The 18,992-nt window shown below is 49.7% G+C and carries 11 protein-coding genes; 9 read left to right on the forward strand and 2 right to left on the reverse strand.

Features of this window, described 5'->3' with window-relative positions:
* Positions 1-59: 59 nt before the first annotated feature.
* The 9 genes from ACYVF1_RS08670 (at position 60) to ACYVF1_RS08710 (ending at position 12,649) form a co-directional block, all read left to right on the forward strand.
* Complete coding sequence (locus ACYVF1_RS08670; protein ID WP_461077606.1) at positions 60-1,703, forward strand: arylsulfatase; 1,644 nt, start codon at positions 60-62, stop codon at positions 1,701-1,703.
* Positions 1,704-1,727: 24 nt separating this feature from the next.
* Positions 1,728-2,786 (forward strand): glycoside hydrolase family 2 TIM barrel-domain containing protein, encoded by a 1,059-nt coding sequence (locus ACYVF1_RS08675; protein WP_461077608.1) that lies wholly within the window; start codon positions 1,728-1,730, stop codon positions 2,784-2,786.
* 67 nt (positions 2,787-2,853) lie between these two features.
* Positions 2,854-4,569: an arylsulfatase gene (locus ACYVF1_RS08680; protein WP_461077610.1), complete on the forward strand. Its 1,716-nt coding sequence runs from the start codon at positions 2,854-2,856 to the stop codon at positions 4,567-4,569.
* 79 nt (positions 4,570-4,648) lie between these two features.
* On the forward strand, positions 4,649-6,586 hold the full coding sequence (locus ACYVF1_RS08685) for a glycoside hydrolase family 2 protein (protein WP_461077612.1): 1,938 nt from the start codon (positions 4,649-4,651) through the stop codon (positions 6,584-6,586).
* 119 nt (positions 6,587-6,705) lie between these two features.
* Positions 6,706-8,973 (forward strand): NADP-dependent malic enzyme, encoded by a 2,268-nt coding sequence (locus ACYVF1_RS08690; protein ID WP_461077614.1) that lies wholly within the window; start codon positions 6,706-6,708, stop codon positions 8,971-8,973.
* Between the two features lie 109 nt (positions 8,974-9,082).
* Entirely contained in the window at positions 9,083-10,060 is a 978-nt protein-coding gene (trpS, locus tag ACYVF1_RS08695; RefSeq protein WP_461077616.1) for a tryptophan--tRNA ligase, read from the forward strand.
* Between the two features lie 111 nt (positions 10,061-10,171).
* Positions 10,172-10,405, forward strand: a complete 234-nt coding sequence (locus ACYVF1_RS08700; protein ID WP_461077618.1) for a response regulator transcription factor — start codon at positions 10,172-10,174, stop codon at positions 10,403-10,405.
* A 154-nt stretch (positions 10,406-10,559) separates the two neighbouring features.
* A complete protein-coding gene (locus ACYVF1_RS08705) occupies positions 10,560-11,462 on the forward strand; it encodes a 3-keto-disaccharide hydrolase (RefSeq protein WP_461077620.1) in 903 nt (300 codons plus the stop codon).
* Complete coding sequence (locus tag ACYVF1_RS08710) at positions 11,441-12,649, forward strand: DUF1624 domain-containing protein (protein ID WP_461077622.1); 1,209 nt, start codon at positions 11,441-11,443, stop codon at positions 12,647-12,649. Before ACYVF1_RS08705 ends, ACYVF1_RS08710 begins: the two co-directional genes overlap by 22 nt.
* Positions 12,650-12,902: 253 nt before the next feature.
* Here ACYVF1_RS08710 and ACYVF1_RS08715 read toward each other — a convergent pair whose 3' ends face one another.
* Both ACYVF1_RS08715 and ACYVF1_RS08720 read right to left on the reverse strand, forming a co-directional pair.
* Complete coding sequence (locus tag ACYVF1_RS08715; protein ID WP_461077624.1) at positions 12,903-13,091, reverse strand: response regulator transcription factor; 189 nt, start codon at positions 13,089-13,091, stop codon at positions 12,903-12,905.
* 198 nt (positions 13,092-13,289) lie between these two features.
* On the reverse strand, positions 13,290-18,521 hold the full coding sequence (locus tag ACYVF1_RS08720; protein ID WP_461077626.1) for an SdrD B-like domain-containing protein: 5,232 nt from the start codon (positions 18,519-18,521) through the stop codon (positions 13,290-13,292).
* Positions 18,522-18,992: the final 471 nt, after the last annotated feature.

Here is an 18,992-nt window from a genome sequence, read left to right on the forward strand (position 1 = left end):
TGATGAATATTCGGCAATGTTTGCCTTTTTATGGTATTCATCAATTTGGCGAGTTCATTATGAAAAAACTGGTTGTTCTTTTTGGGAGTCTGTTGGTGGGTCTGCTAGGACAGGCGCAGCAAAAGCCGAACGCGGCCCGACCGAACGCGGCCCGACCCAATATCATCCTGATTATGGCCGATGATATGGGCTATTCGGATTTGGGGTGCTATGGCTCAGAAATTCCGACGCCCAATCTCGACAAATTGGCTCGTCAGGGCGTACGATTTACCCAGTTTTATAATACGGCTCGCTGCTGTCCGACCCGCGCCAGTTTGATGACCGGCTTGTTTCAGCATCAGGCCGGTATCGGCCACATGACGAAAGAGCCTGCCAACCGGATAGACTACGATTACGGCGTGTATGGCTACCGGGGCGAAATCAACCGGAACTGCGTTACGTTGGCTGAGGTGCTGAAGTCGACGGGATATCATACCTATATGGCTGGCAAATGGCATCTGGGCCACGCTTCAGCCGACGTTCGACCCCATCAGCGCGGCTTCGATCGATTCTATGGTTTATTGGCCGGGGCCAGCAGTTATTTAGATCCTGTTCAGCCGCGTGGTATCTGGGTTGACGATGCGCCAGTCGAGCGTGTAACACAACCGTTTTATACGACCGACGCCTTCACGGATAACGCTGTTACGTTCCTGAAAGAACAAAAAGACAACGATCCGTTTTTCCTGTATCTAGCCTTCACGTCTCCGCACTGGCCATTGCACGCGCTGGAAAAAGATATCGAACGATTCAAGGGGAAATACCGGCAGGGATGGGACGCGCTACGTGAACAGCGGTTCCGCAGACAGGTAAAAGAAGGGATTGTCTCGGAAAAATGGGGATTATCGGCACGACCGGAAATTTACCCCGCCTGGGCCAGCCAAGACACGGCAAAACAGCGCGACATGGATTACCGAATGGCCGTTTATGCTGCTCAGGTTTCGCGGATGGATCAGAACATCGGCAAACTGGTTGATTATCTGACGAAATCTGGCAAATTCGATAATACGTTGCTGGTCTTTCTATCTGATAACGGAGCTTGTCAGGAAGGCGGAATTCTGGGCGGTGGACAACTAACCGACATCAACGATCCAGCTAAAGGAGGAGCGATTTCGTACGGTGCCGTATGGGCCAATGCGTCCAATACGCCTTTCAAAGGATTCAAGCACGTATCGTATGAAGGTGGAATTGCTACGCCGTTGATCATTCATTATCCGAAAGGGATGACCGGTCAGAAAGGGCGGATTTCAAACGCACCGGGCTACCTGATCGACATCATGCCTACGTTCATCGAAGCCAGTGGTGCTACGTATCCAGCCGAATCAAAGGGACAGAAAATTCATCCGCTGGAAGGCAAAAGTCTGCTGCCGGTATTAGCAAAAGGAACACGCCAGCAGCCTGAATATATGTACTGGGAACACGAAAATATGCGCGCCATTCGAACCGAAAACTGGAAAGCGGTTGGGGTGATTGGCAAACCCTGGGAACTCTACAACCTGGAAACCGACCGTGTCGAACAACACAACGTAGCGAACGAACATGCTGACCTGGTTAACAAACTTGACCAGCAATGGAATACATGGGCCAATTCGCACTACGTCTTCCCGAAAGGCACCATGAAGGCTGACTTCTCAAAAGAATGGAATTTCTTTAAAACGACTGATTAACTTCTGCTTTACAGATTTCTAGTTATGAATAGATTACTCGCAATTGCCCTGTTATTGATTGCCACATCAAGCCTGAAGGCCCAAAGCAAACGTTGGACCACCGAAAAAGCCAATGAATGGTACAAAAAACAGGGATGGGTTCGGGGATGCAATTTTCAGCCAAGTACAGCCATCAACCAGCTGGAAATGTTCCAGGCTGCTACGTTCGACCCGCAAACGATTGATAAAGAACTGGGTTGGGCCGAAAATCTAGGACTAAATGCCATGCGGGTATACCTTCACCACGTAGCGTGGACGTCCGATCAGGCAGGTTTCAAAAAGCGGCTGGATCAGTATCTGCAAATTTCCAATAAGCATGGTATCAAAACGATTCTGGTGTTTTTCGACGACTGCTGGAACGACGAATACCATCCCGGTAAGCAACCCGACCCCAAACCGGGCGTGCATAATAGCGGCTGGGTACGTGATCCCGGCAAGATGATTTTTACGCACGCCGACAGCCTGCCGATGCTGGAACGCTACGTTAAAGACGTGATGACTACGTTCAAAGATGACCAGCGAATTCTCCTTTGGGATCTTTACAACGAGCCGGGTAATAACAAATTATTGAACACAAGTCTTCCGTTGCTGAAGGCCGTTTTTGGCTGGGCGCGTGATGTCAATCCGTCACAACCGATCAGTGCCGGACTATGGAACTGGAATTCAGGCTTCGAGGATCTAAACAAGGTGCAGCTCGAAAACTCGGACGTCATCACGTATCATCACTACAAATACATCGACCAGCATAAGAACACAATCGCCGAATTACGAAAAGAAAATCGCCCGCTGATTTGTACGGAATACATGGCTCGTCGGAATGGAAGTCTGTTTCTGAACATCATGCCGTTGCTGAAACAGGAAAATATTGGGGCTATCAATTGGGGTTTTGTGTCGGGTAAAACCAACACGATTTTCGCCTGGGATACGCCGATTCCGAGTGGTAAAGAACCCGAACTCTGGTTCCACGACATTTTCCGAAAAGATGGTACGCCGTTCAGTGAAATCGAAATAAGGACGATTAAATCGCTGACTGGTAAGAAGTAAAAATACCCCATCCTCTACCCTTGAAATAAGGGGTTGGGATGGGGTAAAACCACTAATTGTTTGTGTTATGAAAAAAGCATTTCTTCTCTCCGGATTGTCCCTTGCTGCCACTTTTGCGGTATTGACGTTCAGCGGATTTGGTAAAAAAGATACAACTGCTTCGTCACCAAAGGCATCCCGAAAACCGAACATCGTTCTTATTATGGCCGACGACATGGGGTACTCGGATTTAGGCTGTTACGGAGGTGAAATTCGCACGCCGAACATTGATTATCTGGCGAATAACGGCATCCGCTACACGCAGTTTTACAACACCTCGCGCTGCTGCCCAACGCGGGCTAGTCTGCTGACGGGCTTGTACAATCATCAGGCGGGCATTGGTAAAATGACCGATCTGGAAGATCAGCCGGGTTATCAGGGGCACATCACTAACAATGCTGTTACGTTGGCCGAAGTGTTAAAAACGGCTGGTTATAATACAGCCATGTCAGGAAAGTGGCACGTATCGAATACAACGGTTCAGAAAGATCCAAAAGAACAACTGACCTGGTTGAATCACCAGAAAGATTACGGCGATTTTGCCCCGCTCGACCAATATCCCACCAATCGCGGTTTCGACAAATACTTCGGAAATATCTGGGGTGTCGTGGATTTCTTCGATCCGTTCAGTCTGGTGAGTGGTACGAAGCCCATCACGAACGTACCGAAAAATTACTACCATACCGATGCCATCAACGACACGGCAGTGGCTTATATTCAATCATTTGCGAAGTCGCCGGCCCCGTTCTTCCTCTACGTAGCGGAAACCGCTCCGCACTGGCCACTGCATGCGTTGCCCGAGGATATTGCCAAATACAAAGACACATACAAAAGCGGCTGGGATGCCATTCGACGGGCGCGTTACCAGAAAATGGTGAAAATGGGACTGATCGACCCAGCTAAAACCAAACTTTCGGAACGCTTCAAATCAGAGCAGAACTGGGAGTCGAATCCGGATAAAGATTGGGATGCGCACGCAATGGCCGTCCATGCCGCCATGATCGACCGAATGGACCAAGGTATTGGACGTATCATCAAAACCCTCCGTGAATCGGGACAACTCGACAATACATTGATTCTCTTTCTGTCGGACAACGGTGCCAGCTCCGAAAATTGTGCTGCTTACGGCCCCGGCTTCGACCGACCCAGCGAAACCCGTGATGGACGTAGCATTAAATATGACGTAAAGAAAGAGGTAATGCCCGGCCCTCAAACGACGTATTCATCCATCGGTCAGCGCTGGGCGAACGTAGCAAACACGCCGTATACGTATTGGAAAGCTGAATCGTATGAAGGCGGTGTACGTACTCCACTGGTCGCTTTCTGGCCGGCTGGTATTAAGGCGAAAAAAGGTAGTTATAGCGCACAGGTGGGCCATGTCATGGATTTCATGCGAACATTCCTCGACGTAACGGGCGCTACGTATCCGACTACGTTCAAAGGACACAGCATTACCCCAACGCCCGGCGTCAGTCTGGTTTCTTCGTTTCAGGGAAAACAGATTACGGGCCACGAAACGCTGTTCAATGAGCATTTTGGCGCTCGTTACGCCCGTTCCGGCGACTGGAAACTGGTGTCGGCCAGCCGCGATACCACGTGGCAATTGTTTAATCTGGCTATCGATAAGTCTGAAACGAAGGACGTAGCGGCCCAAAATCCCGACAAAGTTCGGCAGTTGACCGATCTCTGGAAACAATGGGCCAGCGCGCATAATGTATTCCCAAAGCCAGGCAAGAAAAAGTAGGGTAGGAGGTTTAAGTAATCAGTAAACACGGCTACCTAATCTCTTACTATTTTCTAGTAGAATCGAAAACGACTTATCCATGACGATTACTTTCCGAATACCTTTACTTGCTACGTTGCTACTACCCACGTTTGTAGTCAGCAGTTTAGCGCAGACAACTGCTACGTCTGTAACGGCCACGGCACCACGTACTGCCGCCATTATGAGTCGTTGGGAGAAGCAGGTTACACCCGAAAACGCCTGGCGCGAATACCCGCGTCCACAAATGGTACGTCAGAAATGGCAAAACCTCAACGGCATGTGGGAATACGCCATTACGTCTCGAACGGCTCCCATGCCGACGAGTTTTTCGGGCCAGATTCTGGTGCCTTTTGCCGTTGAATCGACGCTCTCCAAAGTGACGAAATCGCTCATGCCTGACCAGCGGCTGTGGTATCGCCGGAACGTAACGGTTCCCCGCGACTGGAACGGCCAGCGGGTTCTATTACACTTCGGCGCAGTCGATTACGAATGCAGTCTGTGGGTGAATGGCGGATTGGTTGGCTCGCACACGGGCGGCTCTGATGCATTCACGTTCGACGTAACGGATTACCTGAAAGATGGTCAAAATCAACTGGTTCTGGGCGTAACGGACCCGACTTCTACGGGCGAACAACCGCGTGGAAAACAGTTGCTTAGCCCACGAGGCATCTGGTATACACCCGTCTCAGGCATCTGGCAAACGGTCTGGATGGAGCCGGTTCCGAAGCCGCGCTATATCGAAGAAGTACGCATAACCCCGCAGGTCGATTCAGGACGTATTAAAGTGGAAGCCTTACTTGATCAGTCGGTTACAGACCCAACAACGGCTATCCGGATAACGGCGCTGGATGGCAATCAGACCATTTCGACCGCTCTGGTACGTTCGGGACGAGTGGCATATCTGAACGTAGCGACGCCGAAACTATGGACGCCCGACAGCCCATTTTTGTACAACATACGTACCGAACTGGTCACGGTAAAAGACCCCTTTGAAGGCACGCCAAACAACCGTCGCCCCCGACGTAACGATGCGGAGCAAACGGCCTACGCCAGCGCAACCGTAACCGGCAATTCACTCGACGTAGTGACGGGTTATTTTGCCATGCGTAAAATTGCCATTGGACCGGGGCCCGTGGCGAATCAGCCGGTGTTGTTGCTGAACAACAAATTTGTGTTTCAGAATGGGCCGCTTGATCAGGGTTGGTGGCCGGCCGGTTTGCTGACGCCCCCGTCGGAGGAAGCGATGGCGTTCGAGATTGATTTTCTGAAGAAATCGGGTTTCAATATGCTACGTAAGCACATCAAAATCGAGCCCGAACGGTACTATTATCTCTGCGATAAACTCGGAATTATGATCTGGCAGGACATGCCGTCGGGTTTCCTGGAAGGGCAGAACGAAAATCCGGGCGATCAGGCGGAGCCAATACGTCGGTCGAAGGGGAAAGAGCAGTTTGAACTTGAACTGCGCCGGATGATGAATCAACTGCACAATCACCCGAGCATCGTTACGTGGGTCGTGCATAACGAGGGTTGGGGTCAGTATGAAAATAAACGTCTGGCTGACTGGGTTAAGGCGATGGACCCAAGTCGGGTCATCAACGGCGTCAGTGGCTGGAACGACCGCAACTCCGGCGATTTCTACGATATTCATACCTACGAAGAAGAACCGCGTCCTGCCGCTGCCAAGTCAGACCGGGTAATTGTAATCGGAGAATTTGGCGGAATTGGTTGGCCGATTCAGGGGCATCTCTGGAATCCTGAAATGCGAAACTGGGGCTACCAGACGTATCAATCAGCTGACGAAGTGCTGAAAGCATATCAGAAAAAATACGCCAAAATTGTGGAGTATTATCAAAAGAACGCCCTTTCTGCCGCCGTTTATACGCAGACAACCGACGTAGAAGGAGAGGTCAACGGCCTGCTCACCTACGACCGTGAAGTGATCAAAATTCCTATCGAAACGCTGAATAAGATTCACGCGCCACTTTTTAAATAAAGAGCGAAAGAGTGAATGAGTGAAAGAGCGAATACCATTCGGCAGGCGCTCTTTCACTCATTCACTCTTTCGCTCTTTAAACTTTCGTACCTTCGCGCTGCCATCATTGACAAACGTTTATGCAGCAGACCATCCGGCGCGAAGATGCTCTTGATTACCACGCTAAAGGGCGTCCGGGTAAACTTGAAGTTATCCCAAGTAAAGAATACAACACCCAGCGCGACCTCTCGCTGGCCTACTCACCGGGCGTAGCCGAACCCTGTCTGGCTATCGAAGCCAACCCCGACGATGCTTTCAAATACACCACCAAAGGCAATCTGGTAGCGGTTATCAGCAACGGCACCGCCGTGCTTGGTCTGGGCGATATTGGCGCAACGGCGAGCAAGCCGGTCATGGAAGGGAAAGGGCTGCTGTTCAAGATTTACGCCGATATTGATGTATTTGATATTGAACTGAATACCAAGAATATCGACGAGTTCGTCCGTACCGTAAAGATCATGGAGCCGACCTTCGGGGGCGTTAACCTCGAAGATATTAAAGCGCCCGAATGTTTCGAGATTGAGGAACGACTCAAGCACGAAATGAACATTCCGGTCATGCACGACGATCAGCACGGTACCGCTATCGTGAGCGGAGCCGCTTTGTTGAATGCACTTGAACTCGTTGGTAAACAGATTGATACGGTTAAGTTCGTTATTCTGGGTGCCGGGGCCGCGGCCATTTCCTGTGCACGTCAGTACGTAGCGTTAGGCGCGAAACAGGAAAACATGGTAATGTTCGATGTGAACGGACCGCTCACCGTCGACCGTACTGACCTGAGCGACATTACCAAACCCTTTGCAACGACACGTAACATCCGTTCGCTGGCCGATGCCTTTGATGGGGCTGACGTATTTGTGGGTTTGTCGAAGGGAAACATTGTCAGTCAGGCGCTTATCAAATCGATGGCGAAAGATGCCATTGTGTTTGCCATGGCGAACCCGAATCCCGAAATCAGCTACGACGATGCCATGGCCGCCCGCCCCGACATCATCATGGCGACGGGCCGTTCCGACTATCCGAATCAGGTGAACAACGTATTGGGTTTCCCGTACATTTTCCGGGGAGCACTCGACGTTCGGGCCACTGAAATCAACGAAGCCATGAAGCTGGCCGCTACGTATGCGCTGGCTGAACTGGCGAAAAAACCGGTTCCCGATCTGGTTAATCTGGCCTACGGCGAATCGAATATGCTTTTCGGGCGAACCTATATCTTGCCCAAACCTGTCGACCCGCGCCTGTTGTCGACTGTTGCGCCTGCCGTAGCGAAGGCTGCCATTGAATCGGGTATGGCGCGACTGCCGATTACTGACTGGGACGCTTACGAGCAGCAATTGGCCCGCCGACTGGGGCAGGACAACCAGATTTCGCGGGTGATTCTCACTAAAGCGAAGGCTAGTCCCAAGCGGGTTGTTTTTGCCGATGCTGAAAACCTGAAAGTGTTGAAAGCCGCTCAACAGGTTCGGGATGAGGGAATTGCGTATCCTATTTTGCTCGGCGAAACGGCTAAAATTCAGGAGCTTATTCGCGAAAACAGCCTTGATTTAGGTAACGTTCCTATTCTTGATCCGCGTTCACCAGAGCAGGAAGCTTTAGTTCAACGCTTTGGCGACGTTTATTTTGAGAAACGGAAACGTAAAGGCGTCAATCCGGCCGAAGCCCATAAACTCATGAACGTCCGCAACTATTTCGGCGCCATGATGGTCGAAACGGGTGAAGCGGATGCCTTAATTTCAGGTCTGACACGGAGCTACCCGGACACCATTCGGCCCGCGTTGCAGATTATCGGTAAGGAACAGGGCGTGCAGAAAGTGGCGGGTATGTATATTCTGCTCACCAAACGCGGCCCGTTGTTTTTCTCGGATACGACGGTCAATTTCAACCCAAGCGCTGAAGAAATCGTTGAGATCACCGAGCTGACGGCACGTACCGTAGAACGATTCAACATCAAACCGCGTATCGCGCTTGTTACGTATTCAAACTTCGGAAGTGCCCAGGGCGAGGATGCTGGAAAGATGAACCGGGCCGTTGAAATCCTGCACAAGAAACATCCAGACATGATTGTGGATGGCGAAATTCAGGCTCACCTGGCGTTCAACACGGAATTGCTTCAGCAAAATCACCCGTTCAGTAAACTGGTCGATGAGGGCGCTAATACGCTCATCTTTCCCAATCTGTCGGCGGCAAATATTGCCTATAACCTGATGAGTGAAGCGGCTGGTTTCGACGCCATCGGCCCCATTCTACTAGGTATCCGCAAGCCGGTGTACGTCCTCCAGCTCGGTTCCTCCGAACGCGAAATTGTCAATATGGTGGCCATTGCGGTGGTCGAAGCACAGGGGAAATGAGTTATAAAGTTGTAGGGTTATAAAGTTGGCTGAAGCGTCCTGAGCTCTATTACCTTACAACTCTACAACCTTATAACTCTACAACATTACAACTTTACAACTTGAGTACATGTCACGTATTTTAACCGGTATTCAGTCGAGCGGGCGACCGCATTTGGGTAATATTCTGGGGGCGATCAAACCCGCTATTGAATTGTCGAAACAACCTGATAACGAGTCGTTTCTGTTTATAGCTGATCTGCATTCGCTCACCACTATTAAAGACGGTACGTTACGTCGGGAATACACGCGGGCAGTGGCTGCTACGTGGCTGGCGTTTGGGCTGGATACCCAGAAAAATACGTTCTGGCGGCAGTCGCGGGTGGCTGAGCATACCGAACTATGCTGGCATCTGACATGCTTTACCCCCATTCCGATGCTCAATAACGCTACGTCGTACAAGGAAAAAGCGGACCGGGCGGGGGCGAGCGTCAACAGTGGATTATTTGTCTATCCTGTATTACAAGCGGCTGATATTCTGCTGTATGATGCCAATATTATACCTGTTGGAAAAGACCAGCGGCAGCACATCGAAATGACCCGCGACATTGCTAGTACTTTCAACCGGGAATATAATGATGATGTATTTGTGCTTCCTGAGGCACGTATCGACGAACGGCTGATGACCATTCCAGGCATCGACGGAGCCAAAATGAGCAAATCGTATAACAATTACATCGACATTTTCCTGCCTGAAAACGAACTGTGGAAGGTCGTTAAAAAAATCAAATCAGATTCAACACCTCTCGAAGACCCCAAAAATCCTGATACAGATATTACGTTTCAGTTGTATTCGTTGTTGGCGTCGGACGAGCAGGTAGCCGAAATGCGCCGGTTGTATGAAGCCGGAAATTATGGCTATGGCATGGCGAAGAAAGCTTTCTACGAGGTGATCTTGAGTCAGTTTGCTACTGAACGCGAGCGTTTTAACTATTTCATGAATAACAACGATGCGCTGGAAGCTGAACTCCAGGCCGGCGAAGAAAAAGCACGAGCCATTGCCGGACGTACCATTCAGCGAGTTCGTGAAAAACTGGGATTTAACTAGAAATTAGCTGAAACCTACCGTTTAGTCATTTGATTTGGTTGATGTTATTTATGGAACTTACTTGTTGGTTATTAATCGCCGAAACCGGTGACTAATCCACCAACCCGTCCCATGAATACAAAATCCACTACAACCAGCCCCTGTGGCGTTCACCTGAATCAGCGAGAACGTCATTTTATCCAGTTAGCTTGCTCTGAACTGACTTACGTTCAGATTGCAGACAGAATGTGTGTAAGTCCACGTACCGTCGACGGCTACCGGGAAGCACTTTTTGATCGATTAGCCGTTAAGAGCCGCGTTGGTCTGGCTCTTTGGGCCGTGAAATCAGGATTGGTTTCCCTATAAACGTAGTGCTGCCCGAACAAAAGTTTGATTACGTGCTCCCGTGGCCTGGCTGCGGGAGCACGTAGCGTTTTACACGTACTGATACGGTAACGTAGCGTTCAAATCCGCTTTTATTCACATTTGGTATCTTACTATTCCTTATTTCAGTCTTTCCATGAAAAAAACGTTGTTTATAGTCCTTGCTACGTTGTTAATGAGTTCGGTAGTATTTGCACAGAAAGCCGCCGATCGTCAGGAGTGGGTATCGTTGTTCAATGGGAAAGATTTGAGCGGTTGGGATATTAAAATTGCTGGATTACCCTTAAATAATAACTACAAGAATACGTTTCGCGTTGAAGATGGCGTCTTACGTATCGCTTACGATCAGTATAAAACATTTGAAGGTAAATACGGTCACATTTACTACAAAAAGCCGTTTTCGTATTACCGGATTCGGTATACATATCGTTTTCTAGGAAATCAGACACCCGGAGGAGATAGCTGGAACGTCAGAAACAGCGGTATCATGGTGCATTCGCAGTCGGCGGCAAGTTTGTCGTTGGATCAAACGTTTCCGGTTTCGCTGGAAATGCAACTGCTGGGCGGATTGGGTAAAGGCCCACGCGCTACCGGGAATCTTTGTACGCCCGGCACGCAGGTATACATGAACGGTAAACTTCGTCCCGAACACTGCACCGATTCGGATTCAAAAACGTACGACGGCGATCAATGGGTTGAAGCTGAGGCTATTGTGTTAGGCGACTCAATCATTCACCATGTCATCAACGGCGATACGGTACTGACCTATGAAAAACCGCAGGTAGGAGGGGGCTTTGTCAGCCGCGAAAGCGATTGGAACTCTGGCCATTTCAGTACCGAAGCCGCCAATTACTGGATTAGCCGGGCAAACACACCATTGAAGGAAGGATATATTGCGCTACAGGCCGAAAGTCATCCCATTGATTTTAAGCAGATTGAAATTCTGGAGCTGAAAGGATGCACTGATCCGAAAGCATCGAATTATAAATCCTACTACGTTAAATCGGACAACACCACATGTCAGTACAAGAAGAAATAAGCAGTACTACGTCACGCGGGTTTAACAGTCTGAATCGAATCGATACTATTGACATCACGCGCGGTCTGGTCATGATTATCATGGCGTTAGACCACGTTCGTGACCTGCTGCATATATCGGCCTTAACCCAGGATCCCACCAATCTGGCAAACACCACGCCCGCCATTTTCATGACGCGTTGGGTTACGCATTTATGCGCCCCAACGTTTGTCTTTCTGTCGGGGACGTCGGCCTATTTGTCGCTCAGGAAACGTAACGACGAGTCGGCCAGGCGGTTTTTGCGTAAACGTGGCGTTGTGCTGTTAGTGCTTGAGCTGACGATTATCAACTTCGCCTTCTGGTTCGATATTCAGTTCCACTCGCTGATGTTACAGGTTATTTATGCCATTGGGGGCGGATTAATTATACTGTCATTTCTGGCGAAATTGCCCATTAGAACTATTGGTCTGATTGGGTTAATTATCGTATTCGTACACAACCTGTTGCAGTTTATACCGACGTTTTCCAACCCCGCAGCCCGACTAACGTGGGCATTATTTTTCCGAACCGATTTCTTTCCAGTAGGGAATAGATTTGCCTTATTGGTGGGTTATCCGCTGATTCCGTGGTTGGGAATTATGCTGGTTGGATATGCGGTTGGGTCGTTGATGGAGAGGCCATTGGCACTACGTAGACCTTTGTTGCTACGTATTGGGCTGGGATCGCTGGCTTTGTTTCTGGTGCTGCGTTTCCTCAATATATATGGTGATCCGGCTCCCTGGAGCGCTCAGAAAGATGGTTTGTTTACGTTTTTGTCGTTCATTCGGGTAACGAAATACCCACCCTCGCTGCAATACGATTTGGTGATGCTGGGGTTCATGTTTCTGGTTTTGTGGGCAGCCGATGGTGCCAGTAATGCGTTTACGCGCTGGCTGACTGTTTACGGAAAAGTGCCGATGTTTTACTACGTTATTCACTGGTATCTCGTTCATCTGTCGATGATTGGCATGAGCTTGCTCCAGGGTTATTCACTGGCCGATATTCCTAGTGGACCAATGAATTTTGGGCGACCCGATGGCGCGGGTATATTGCTCGGGCTGGTATACGTAGTGTGGGTCGGGCTGGTGCTGGTGTTGTATCCTTTGTGTCGATGGTACGGGCCTTACAAAGCGGCTCATCCAGAGATAAAATGGCTTCGCTACGTCTGAACAGATTAGCAGAAAAGACGTTTCTTAGGAATGAAAGCTATCGTTCTGATAATCATTTTCAGTTTATTAGTTGGCTATATTTCCGTTGCGTTGTACACTAACGATTGGAAAATATATCAATGGAATGGCGACCAATCGGAGGCTGGTAAGTTTATAGGCGGGACTGTGTTGGTGATCTTGTTCATTATTTTTCGTAAACAAGTGGACAAGATCTGGCCCGACAAAAAGGAGTAACAAGCGTTTTTGCTTCTTTTTAGGGAAATATTCTTTTCGCACACCGGGTCAGATCGGCCCGGTTAGAAACCTGAAATTTCTTGAACAGATTAGCCTCGTGACCACCTACAGTACGAGTTGAAAGATGTATCAACTTGGCGATTTCAGTAGTCGTATAACCCCGAGCGATTAGATTCAGGATTGATTTTTCGCGTTCTGTTAGCTCCATTGTCCGTTGAACGTAGTGGTTTATAAACTATGCTTTTCCTGAAACTGACCGGGAATATTAAGGTTTGCGACAAAGAAAAATCATAAACAGTTTTAACGTATATAGAACAAGGAGGCCGGATGAATGAACGAGTCAGCTAATTCGTTCATTCATCCGGCCTCCTTGTTCTATGAAACGGCGGCAATGTAACGGTCTTATCTACCGAATTGAGTCGCCGATGCGTTTAGCCCGTTTGGTTTGCTTCAGAACAAACGGTACACAAATATCGGCTGGACAACCGCAAACCGTCGGCTGAAGTAATACGGTTACATCTGTGTAACAGCCCGCCTGATTAAACACCCTGACTGTATACGCCTGTGCCGATATAGGATTGGCCAGATTACTGACAAGTACGCCATTGGTTGGAATCGGTTGTGGCGCACCCGACAATGAACTGGTGAAACTACTGCCCAGCGAATACTGATACGTGTAGCTGGCCTGAAAATCGCTCAGTACGATTCGACCATTTGGCTGCGTAACGTTGCCTACACACGTAGCAGGAAGGGCTGCCGCCCGATAATGAGGGATGGAGTCCTCTTCAATAATGAACGGACAGCAACTGAAATCCGGACACTGACCATTCTGATTGTTGACGGCCAGCGTATAAGCGCCAGTCGACGTAACGCTCAGTACGTTAGTGGTAGCACCCGGAATGGGTTGCCCATCTTTATACCACTGATAATGACTACGTCCAAGTGGGGCAGTGAGTCGGTATTCGAATACTTCATCGGCGCAGACACGGGCCGGTATTGAGGTGCAAACCGCTGCTGTGTCGCCGGGTATCGAGGACGTATTATGCAGAATTCCCGTACTATCGGCAATGCCCTGCAGGATGAGCGACAAGCTCTGCCCCGCTCCAATGGATGCGATTGTCCAGATACTCACTGGACTGCCCGGAGAGAACGTAGTACTGGCGGGGGCACTGGCGGAATTTGCTACGTATCGAAGCCCAACACTCATCGAATCCTTAACCACTACGTTACTGGCGGCCGTATTGCCTGTGTTCGTCAGTACGACGGTATAAGATAGCAGCTCCCCAACGCGGGCTTTGGATTTGTTGACGAATTTTTCGAGTTCAAGCGTGGCGGTTGTACAGGAAGCCGGTGCCGAATACGTAGCAGTCGTACCACCGCAACCGGGTAAGTTAACCATTACGTTATGACTGGCTCCATCGGCGGGCAGATTCGTCAAAACCGCGGTATAGCTACTCACGCCCGTGGCCAACGTAGTAGTCAGGTTTACGCTTTGTGCCCCCTGCGCAATCGTCAATATGCCAGCTACTGAATTTTGTAAAGTTACTACAGCCGTGGCGGAATACGTATTCGTTGCTGAATTACACGATCCTGACCTAACAATGGCCGACAGACTGCAAATAGGCGCCACAGAACAGGATAATGGCGCAGTATACGTAGCAGAAGCTGTCGTGGAAGCGTACGTAACAGTTACGGTATGCGAGCCGGTTCCGCTCGCCAAACCACTCAGCGAATAGGCGACCGACGTAGCGCCATCACCCACTAACACGGTAGTTGATACGGCACCATCCTGAATAGTAGCCACACCGGCAACGGCGTTGGTCAGACTCAGCGTACCCATAACGGCATAGTTATTCGTAGCCGTTTTACATACTCCTGGGTTGGCTGTTACGGCGGCCCCTATTGTACACGAAGCCGGAGCGCTGTATGTAGCAGATGTCGTTTTAGAAGCGTACGTAACGATAACAGTATGGGAGCCGGTTCCACTCACCAAACCGGTTAGCAAGTACGTAACAGACGTAGCACTGGCGCCTACCGATACGGTCGTAGACAGCGCCCCGTCCTGGATGGTAGCCACTCCCGCAACAGCGTTATTTAGACTGATTGTGCCGGTGAGGGTGTAGCCGTTGGTAGCGCTCTGACAAAGCCCTGGAGTAGCCGTAACAGACACTCCGACTGTACACGAAGCTGGCGCTGAATACGTAGTGCTTACTGTTGAGCAACCTGGTAAACTGGCCAGTACGGTATGGCTGGATCCATCCGAAATCAGATTGTTGAAGACAGCTGTGTAGGTAGCGCTGCTAACCGAGGTAGTCACGAATGTTGCACTCTGTCCGCCGTTAGTGATGGTTAACGTACCGGCGGTCGGGTTGGTCAATTGCACAACCGCCGTGGCGGAATACGTATTGGTAGCTGTAGAACAGTTGCCCGCCATGGCCGCAGCCGATAAGGAACAAATAGGAGCCACTGAGCAGGAGGCCGGCGCCGTGTATGTGGTGCTTACTGTTGAGCACCCGGGCAGACTGGCGATGACCGTATGGGGGCTTCCGTTAGCGACAAGGCTGTTGAACGTAGCGGTGTATGAACCCAGACTAGCGGAAGTAGTTGCAAAGGTGAGGCTTTGCGCACCATCGGTTACGGTCAGTATGCCATTAGAAACGTTTGTCACATTCACAACGACTGTGTTGGAGAACGTATTGGTCGCGGGGTTACATTGACCCGCTATCGCCGATACCGTCAACGAACAGGGCGCTACCGAGCAGGAAGTTGGCGCTGCATACGTAGCACTGGCGGTTTTAGAAGCATACGTAACGGTGACGGTGTGGGAGCCGGTTCCACTCACCAAACCAGTTAGTGAGTACGTAACAGACGTAGCACTGGCCCCTACAGAAACGGTCGTAGATAGCGTCCCATCCTGAATAGTAGCCGTACCAGCAATCGCGTTGGTCAGACTGATCATGCCCGTGAGGGTGTAACCATTAGTGGCCGTTTGGCAAAGCCCTGGGGTAGCCGTAATTCCCACTCCGACAGAGCAGGAAGGCGGGGCTGCGTACGTAGCGCTGGCCGGTGTGGTGGACGTGCCGGAATAGCTGGCTGTAACCGTATGCGTTCCTGTTCCCGAGACCAACCCGCTCAGTGAATACGTAACGGAAGTTGTGCTGGCTGCTACTGCCAACGTAGTACTGACGACACCGTCGGTAAGGGTAACTGTGCCGTCCGGAACATTCGTAAAACTAACTGTCCCCGTCACTGCGTAGCTGTTGGTTGCAGGATCACAGGTGCCTGCTGTGGCTGTTATAGCTAAAGCCGCCGAACTGTATGCGGCATCGAAGGAAAAATTATTTTGACCGCTTTGCCCTAGTGTAAACGTGATCAGACCTGTGCTGTTGGGATCCGAATCGATGTTATCGGCATTGGTTCCGGTGGCCGCATTGGGCTTTGTGCTCAGCGTCAGGGTGCTGTAGCTGGTCGGAAACGATAGCGAATAGGATCCGCCAGCGGTGAGTCCGGTTAAGCTGTACACAAAACCGACGGCGGACGTACCACTGGCATTCGAAAAATAATATTCACCATTAGCGTTGGTCGTTACGCTGACAGGCGTTGTCAGACCAGTGCCGCTCAGAGTAACCCGTACACCGGCCAGTGGCGTCTCGGTGGGGTCCTGTACGCCATTGTTGTTCCTGTCCATCCATACTCGATTGCCGATTTGAATGGGGGCAGGATTACAGACGAGTTCCAGATCACCTAATCCATTTGCTTTTCCGTATCCAAGGGCATTGTCGGTATAGAGCACTATCCCGGCATCCGGATTGGTGGTGGTTCCGGTAGGGTTGCCATCTTTTGCACCTGTAGCGTTAATTAGCCGTTTAATGCCGCCCGTATTGAATATCTCCGTTGGGTCAACGGCGGTCATGGCCACTTTGGCACTACCGCTTAATTGAGCTATACCCGCCTGTGAACTCAGTCCGTGATTGCCGCCGTCTTGTACGCGATCTCCCCAATAGTATTTTCCCGTACCCGGTCCGGCTACGGTCGATTGGGTTGCGGAGGCCGACGTTACCGTGCCGCAAAGCGCTCCGTTACTTTCAATTGTCCATTGCGTGTCGGTCGCGTTGCATTTGCGGGCTCGCAGAATTTCGCCCGGACTAATGGCGCTAATTAAGTCCGTATCCGTAGTAAATGGTTTGTAGTTCTTATACCCGATCTGATCGCCGAACCGGTCGCGCATGCCAATCAGCATATCGCCCGTACCAGACTCAAATTCAATATCGGTGAACCACGCCTGTGGATAGCTAACCACGCCTTCATTTCGATCGACCTGATAGATGGATGTCCAGGGGCGCCAGAATTCGGCGCGTGCCTGTGTGGCTGTAGTAGCCGGGGTTTTATCGGCATTGGTAGCGGCTTTCTGATAAGTCAGCGGAAACGAAAGTACCGTACTGAACGTAGAAGGTGCGGCTGGGTCAACGGCATAAACGGTTGCGCTCAGGCCATTGGTCGGCCCATACGCTGCTACGCTTGTTCCCAAATCTTCCCGTGTGCAAACAACGCCTATGTAGATTTTTCCCCGGTAATATTTGACGGCAAAAGGCCGGTAGCTACCGTTAACTACCGTTCCGCTGGTCACGCAACCCGGATTAGGAATCAATACGCCAGTAGCCGCTTTTGTCGCTACGTCAATCGTATAAAGATTTCGATTTTTCAGGTTAACAACGTAGAGCGTTTTCCCGTCATCCGAAATATCCATGCCCCCCAGACTGGTTTTACCCACTGCATCAAAAGCTGCATTGTCATGACTGGCTAAACCGGGGGAAGTCGTTGGCAGGTCATTGCCGTGGGCTTCCGTGGTAGACGTAACGGCAGTGCCGCCGACAGAGCTAAAGTTAAAAAACAACGTAGTATGGCCACTGGTAGCCGATGAAGGAGACGTAACATAAATGGCGTTTGGTCCACCGGCCGAAAACCCTACATGGCGCTTGGTAAAGGCTGCGGTGAACAGCTGTTTACTATCCTTGTTATAAGCAACGCCCCAAGCCGACCCAATTTCCCCAATTGAGGCATAATAGGTCATTGTTTTGGTATCATCTTCAACCGTATAAGGCGTACCAACCAGGGCCACCTGACTTGTAATGGCCGATGATCCGTTTGCTGCATTACCTGCTATAAAACAGGTAGTTATCATTTGTGGAGATAAGGATTGACAATAATCGGCGGGGTAATTTAGACCAAAGTTTACGTTTGTGCTACCACCATTTACGAATTGAACCGATGTAGCGCTACCACTTCCACGAAATGATTCATAATCTCCGGTTGAGAAGCCCGAAAACTCCACTCGGTAGGCGTTCGAATTTCCTACGGCCAGGCTGTAACTCCCCAGATTCGCGGCAAGGGTACTGCTGACGGTTGATCCTACAGCCACTCCGTTGGCATTGTAAGCCGTAACCGTGATGCCACCAATGCCAGGTTCCCCATAAGAATAAGAAGCTGGATTGGTAATCGCTTCATAAACGCCGTTGCTATTAAAATCGCGAAAGACAGTACCTCGAATCGACTGCCCCAAACCGGCTGTCGCTGTTACCAGACTGACTACAAAGAAAAACAGAAATAAAAGGGAACGTTTGGAAGTGGGTATAAGCATACACTTGAAGGATAACGTATTGGTTTTGGTAATACGCCTTTCCTTTTCAAAAAGAATGCCTTCCTGGAAGAAATGACTAAAAATGAATATAAAAACAATGTATAATTAAGTTTATTAAACTGTAGCTTTAAAAAATATTATATATAGTAACTTATATGTTTACTTGACAATTATTGTACCAAAAATATATACTATAAAATCAATTTTTGATACTTAATAGTATGTCCAAATGAGGATGTATGTATAATCTGAAAATCGTCAGCATGGTAATTTTTGAGCGTATTCTAGTTTAGGGAAATAGAAAATTTACTCTTTGTTAAAAGTATTCTTCGTATAAATATCTGGTTTTCAATATATTGATAGTGGATCTCGTCTTGGCAAAACAGGGGATTTCTGCTGAAAAATCTGAATACGTCCCCATCTGAGAGTCAAAATACGGAAGGAGCCTTGCTACGTCGGTATGACGAAAAT

This window comes from Spirosoma flavus, from assembly GCF_054778555.1.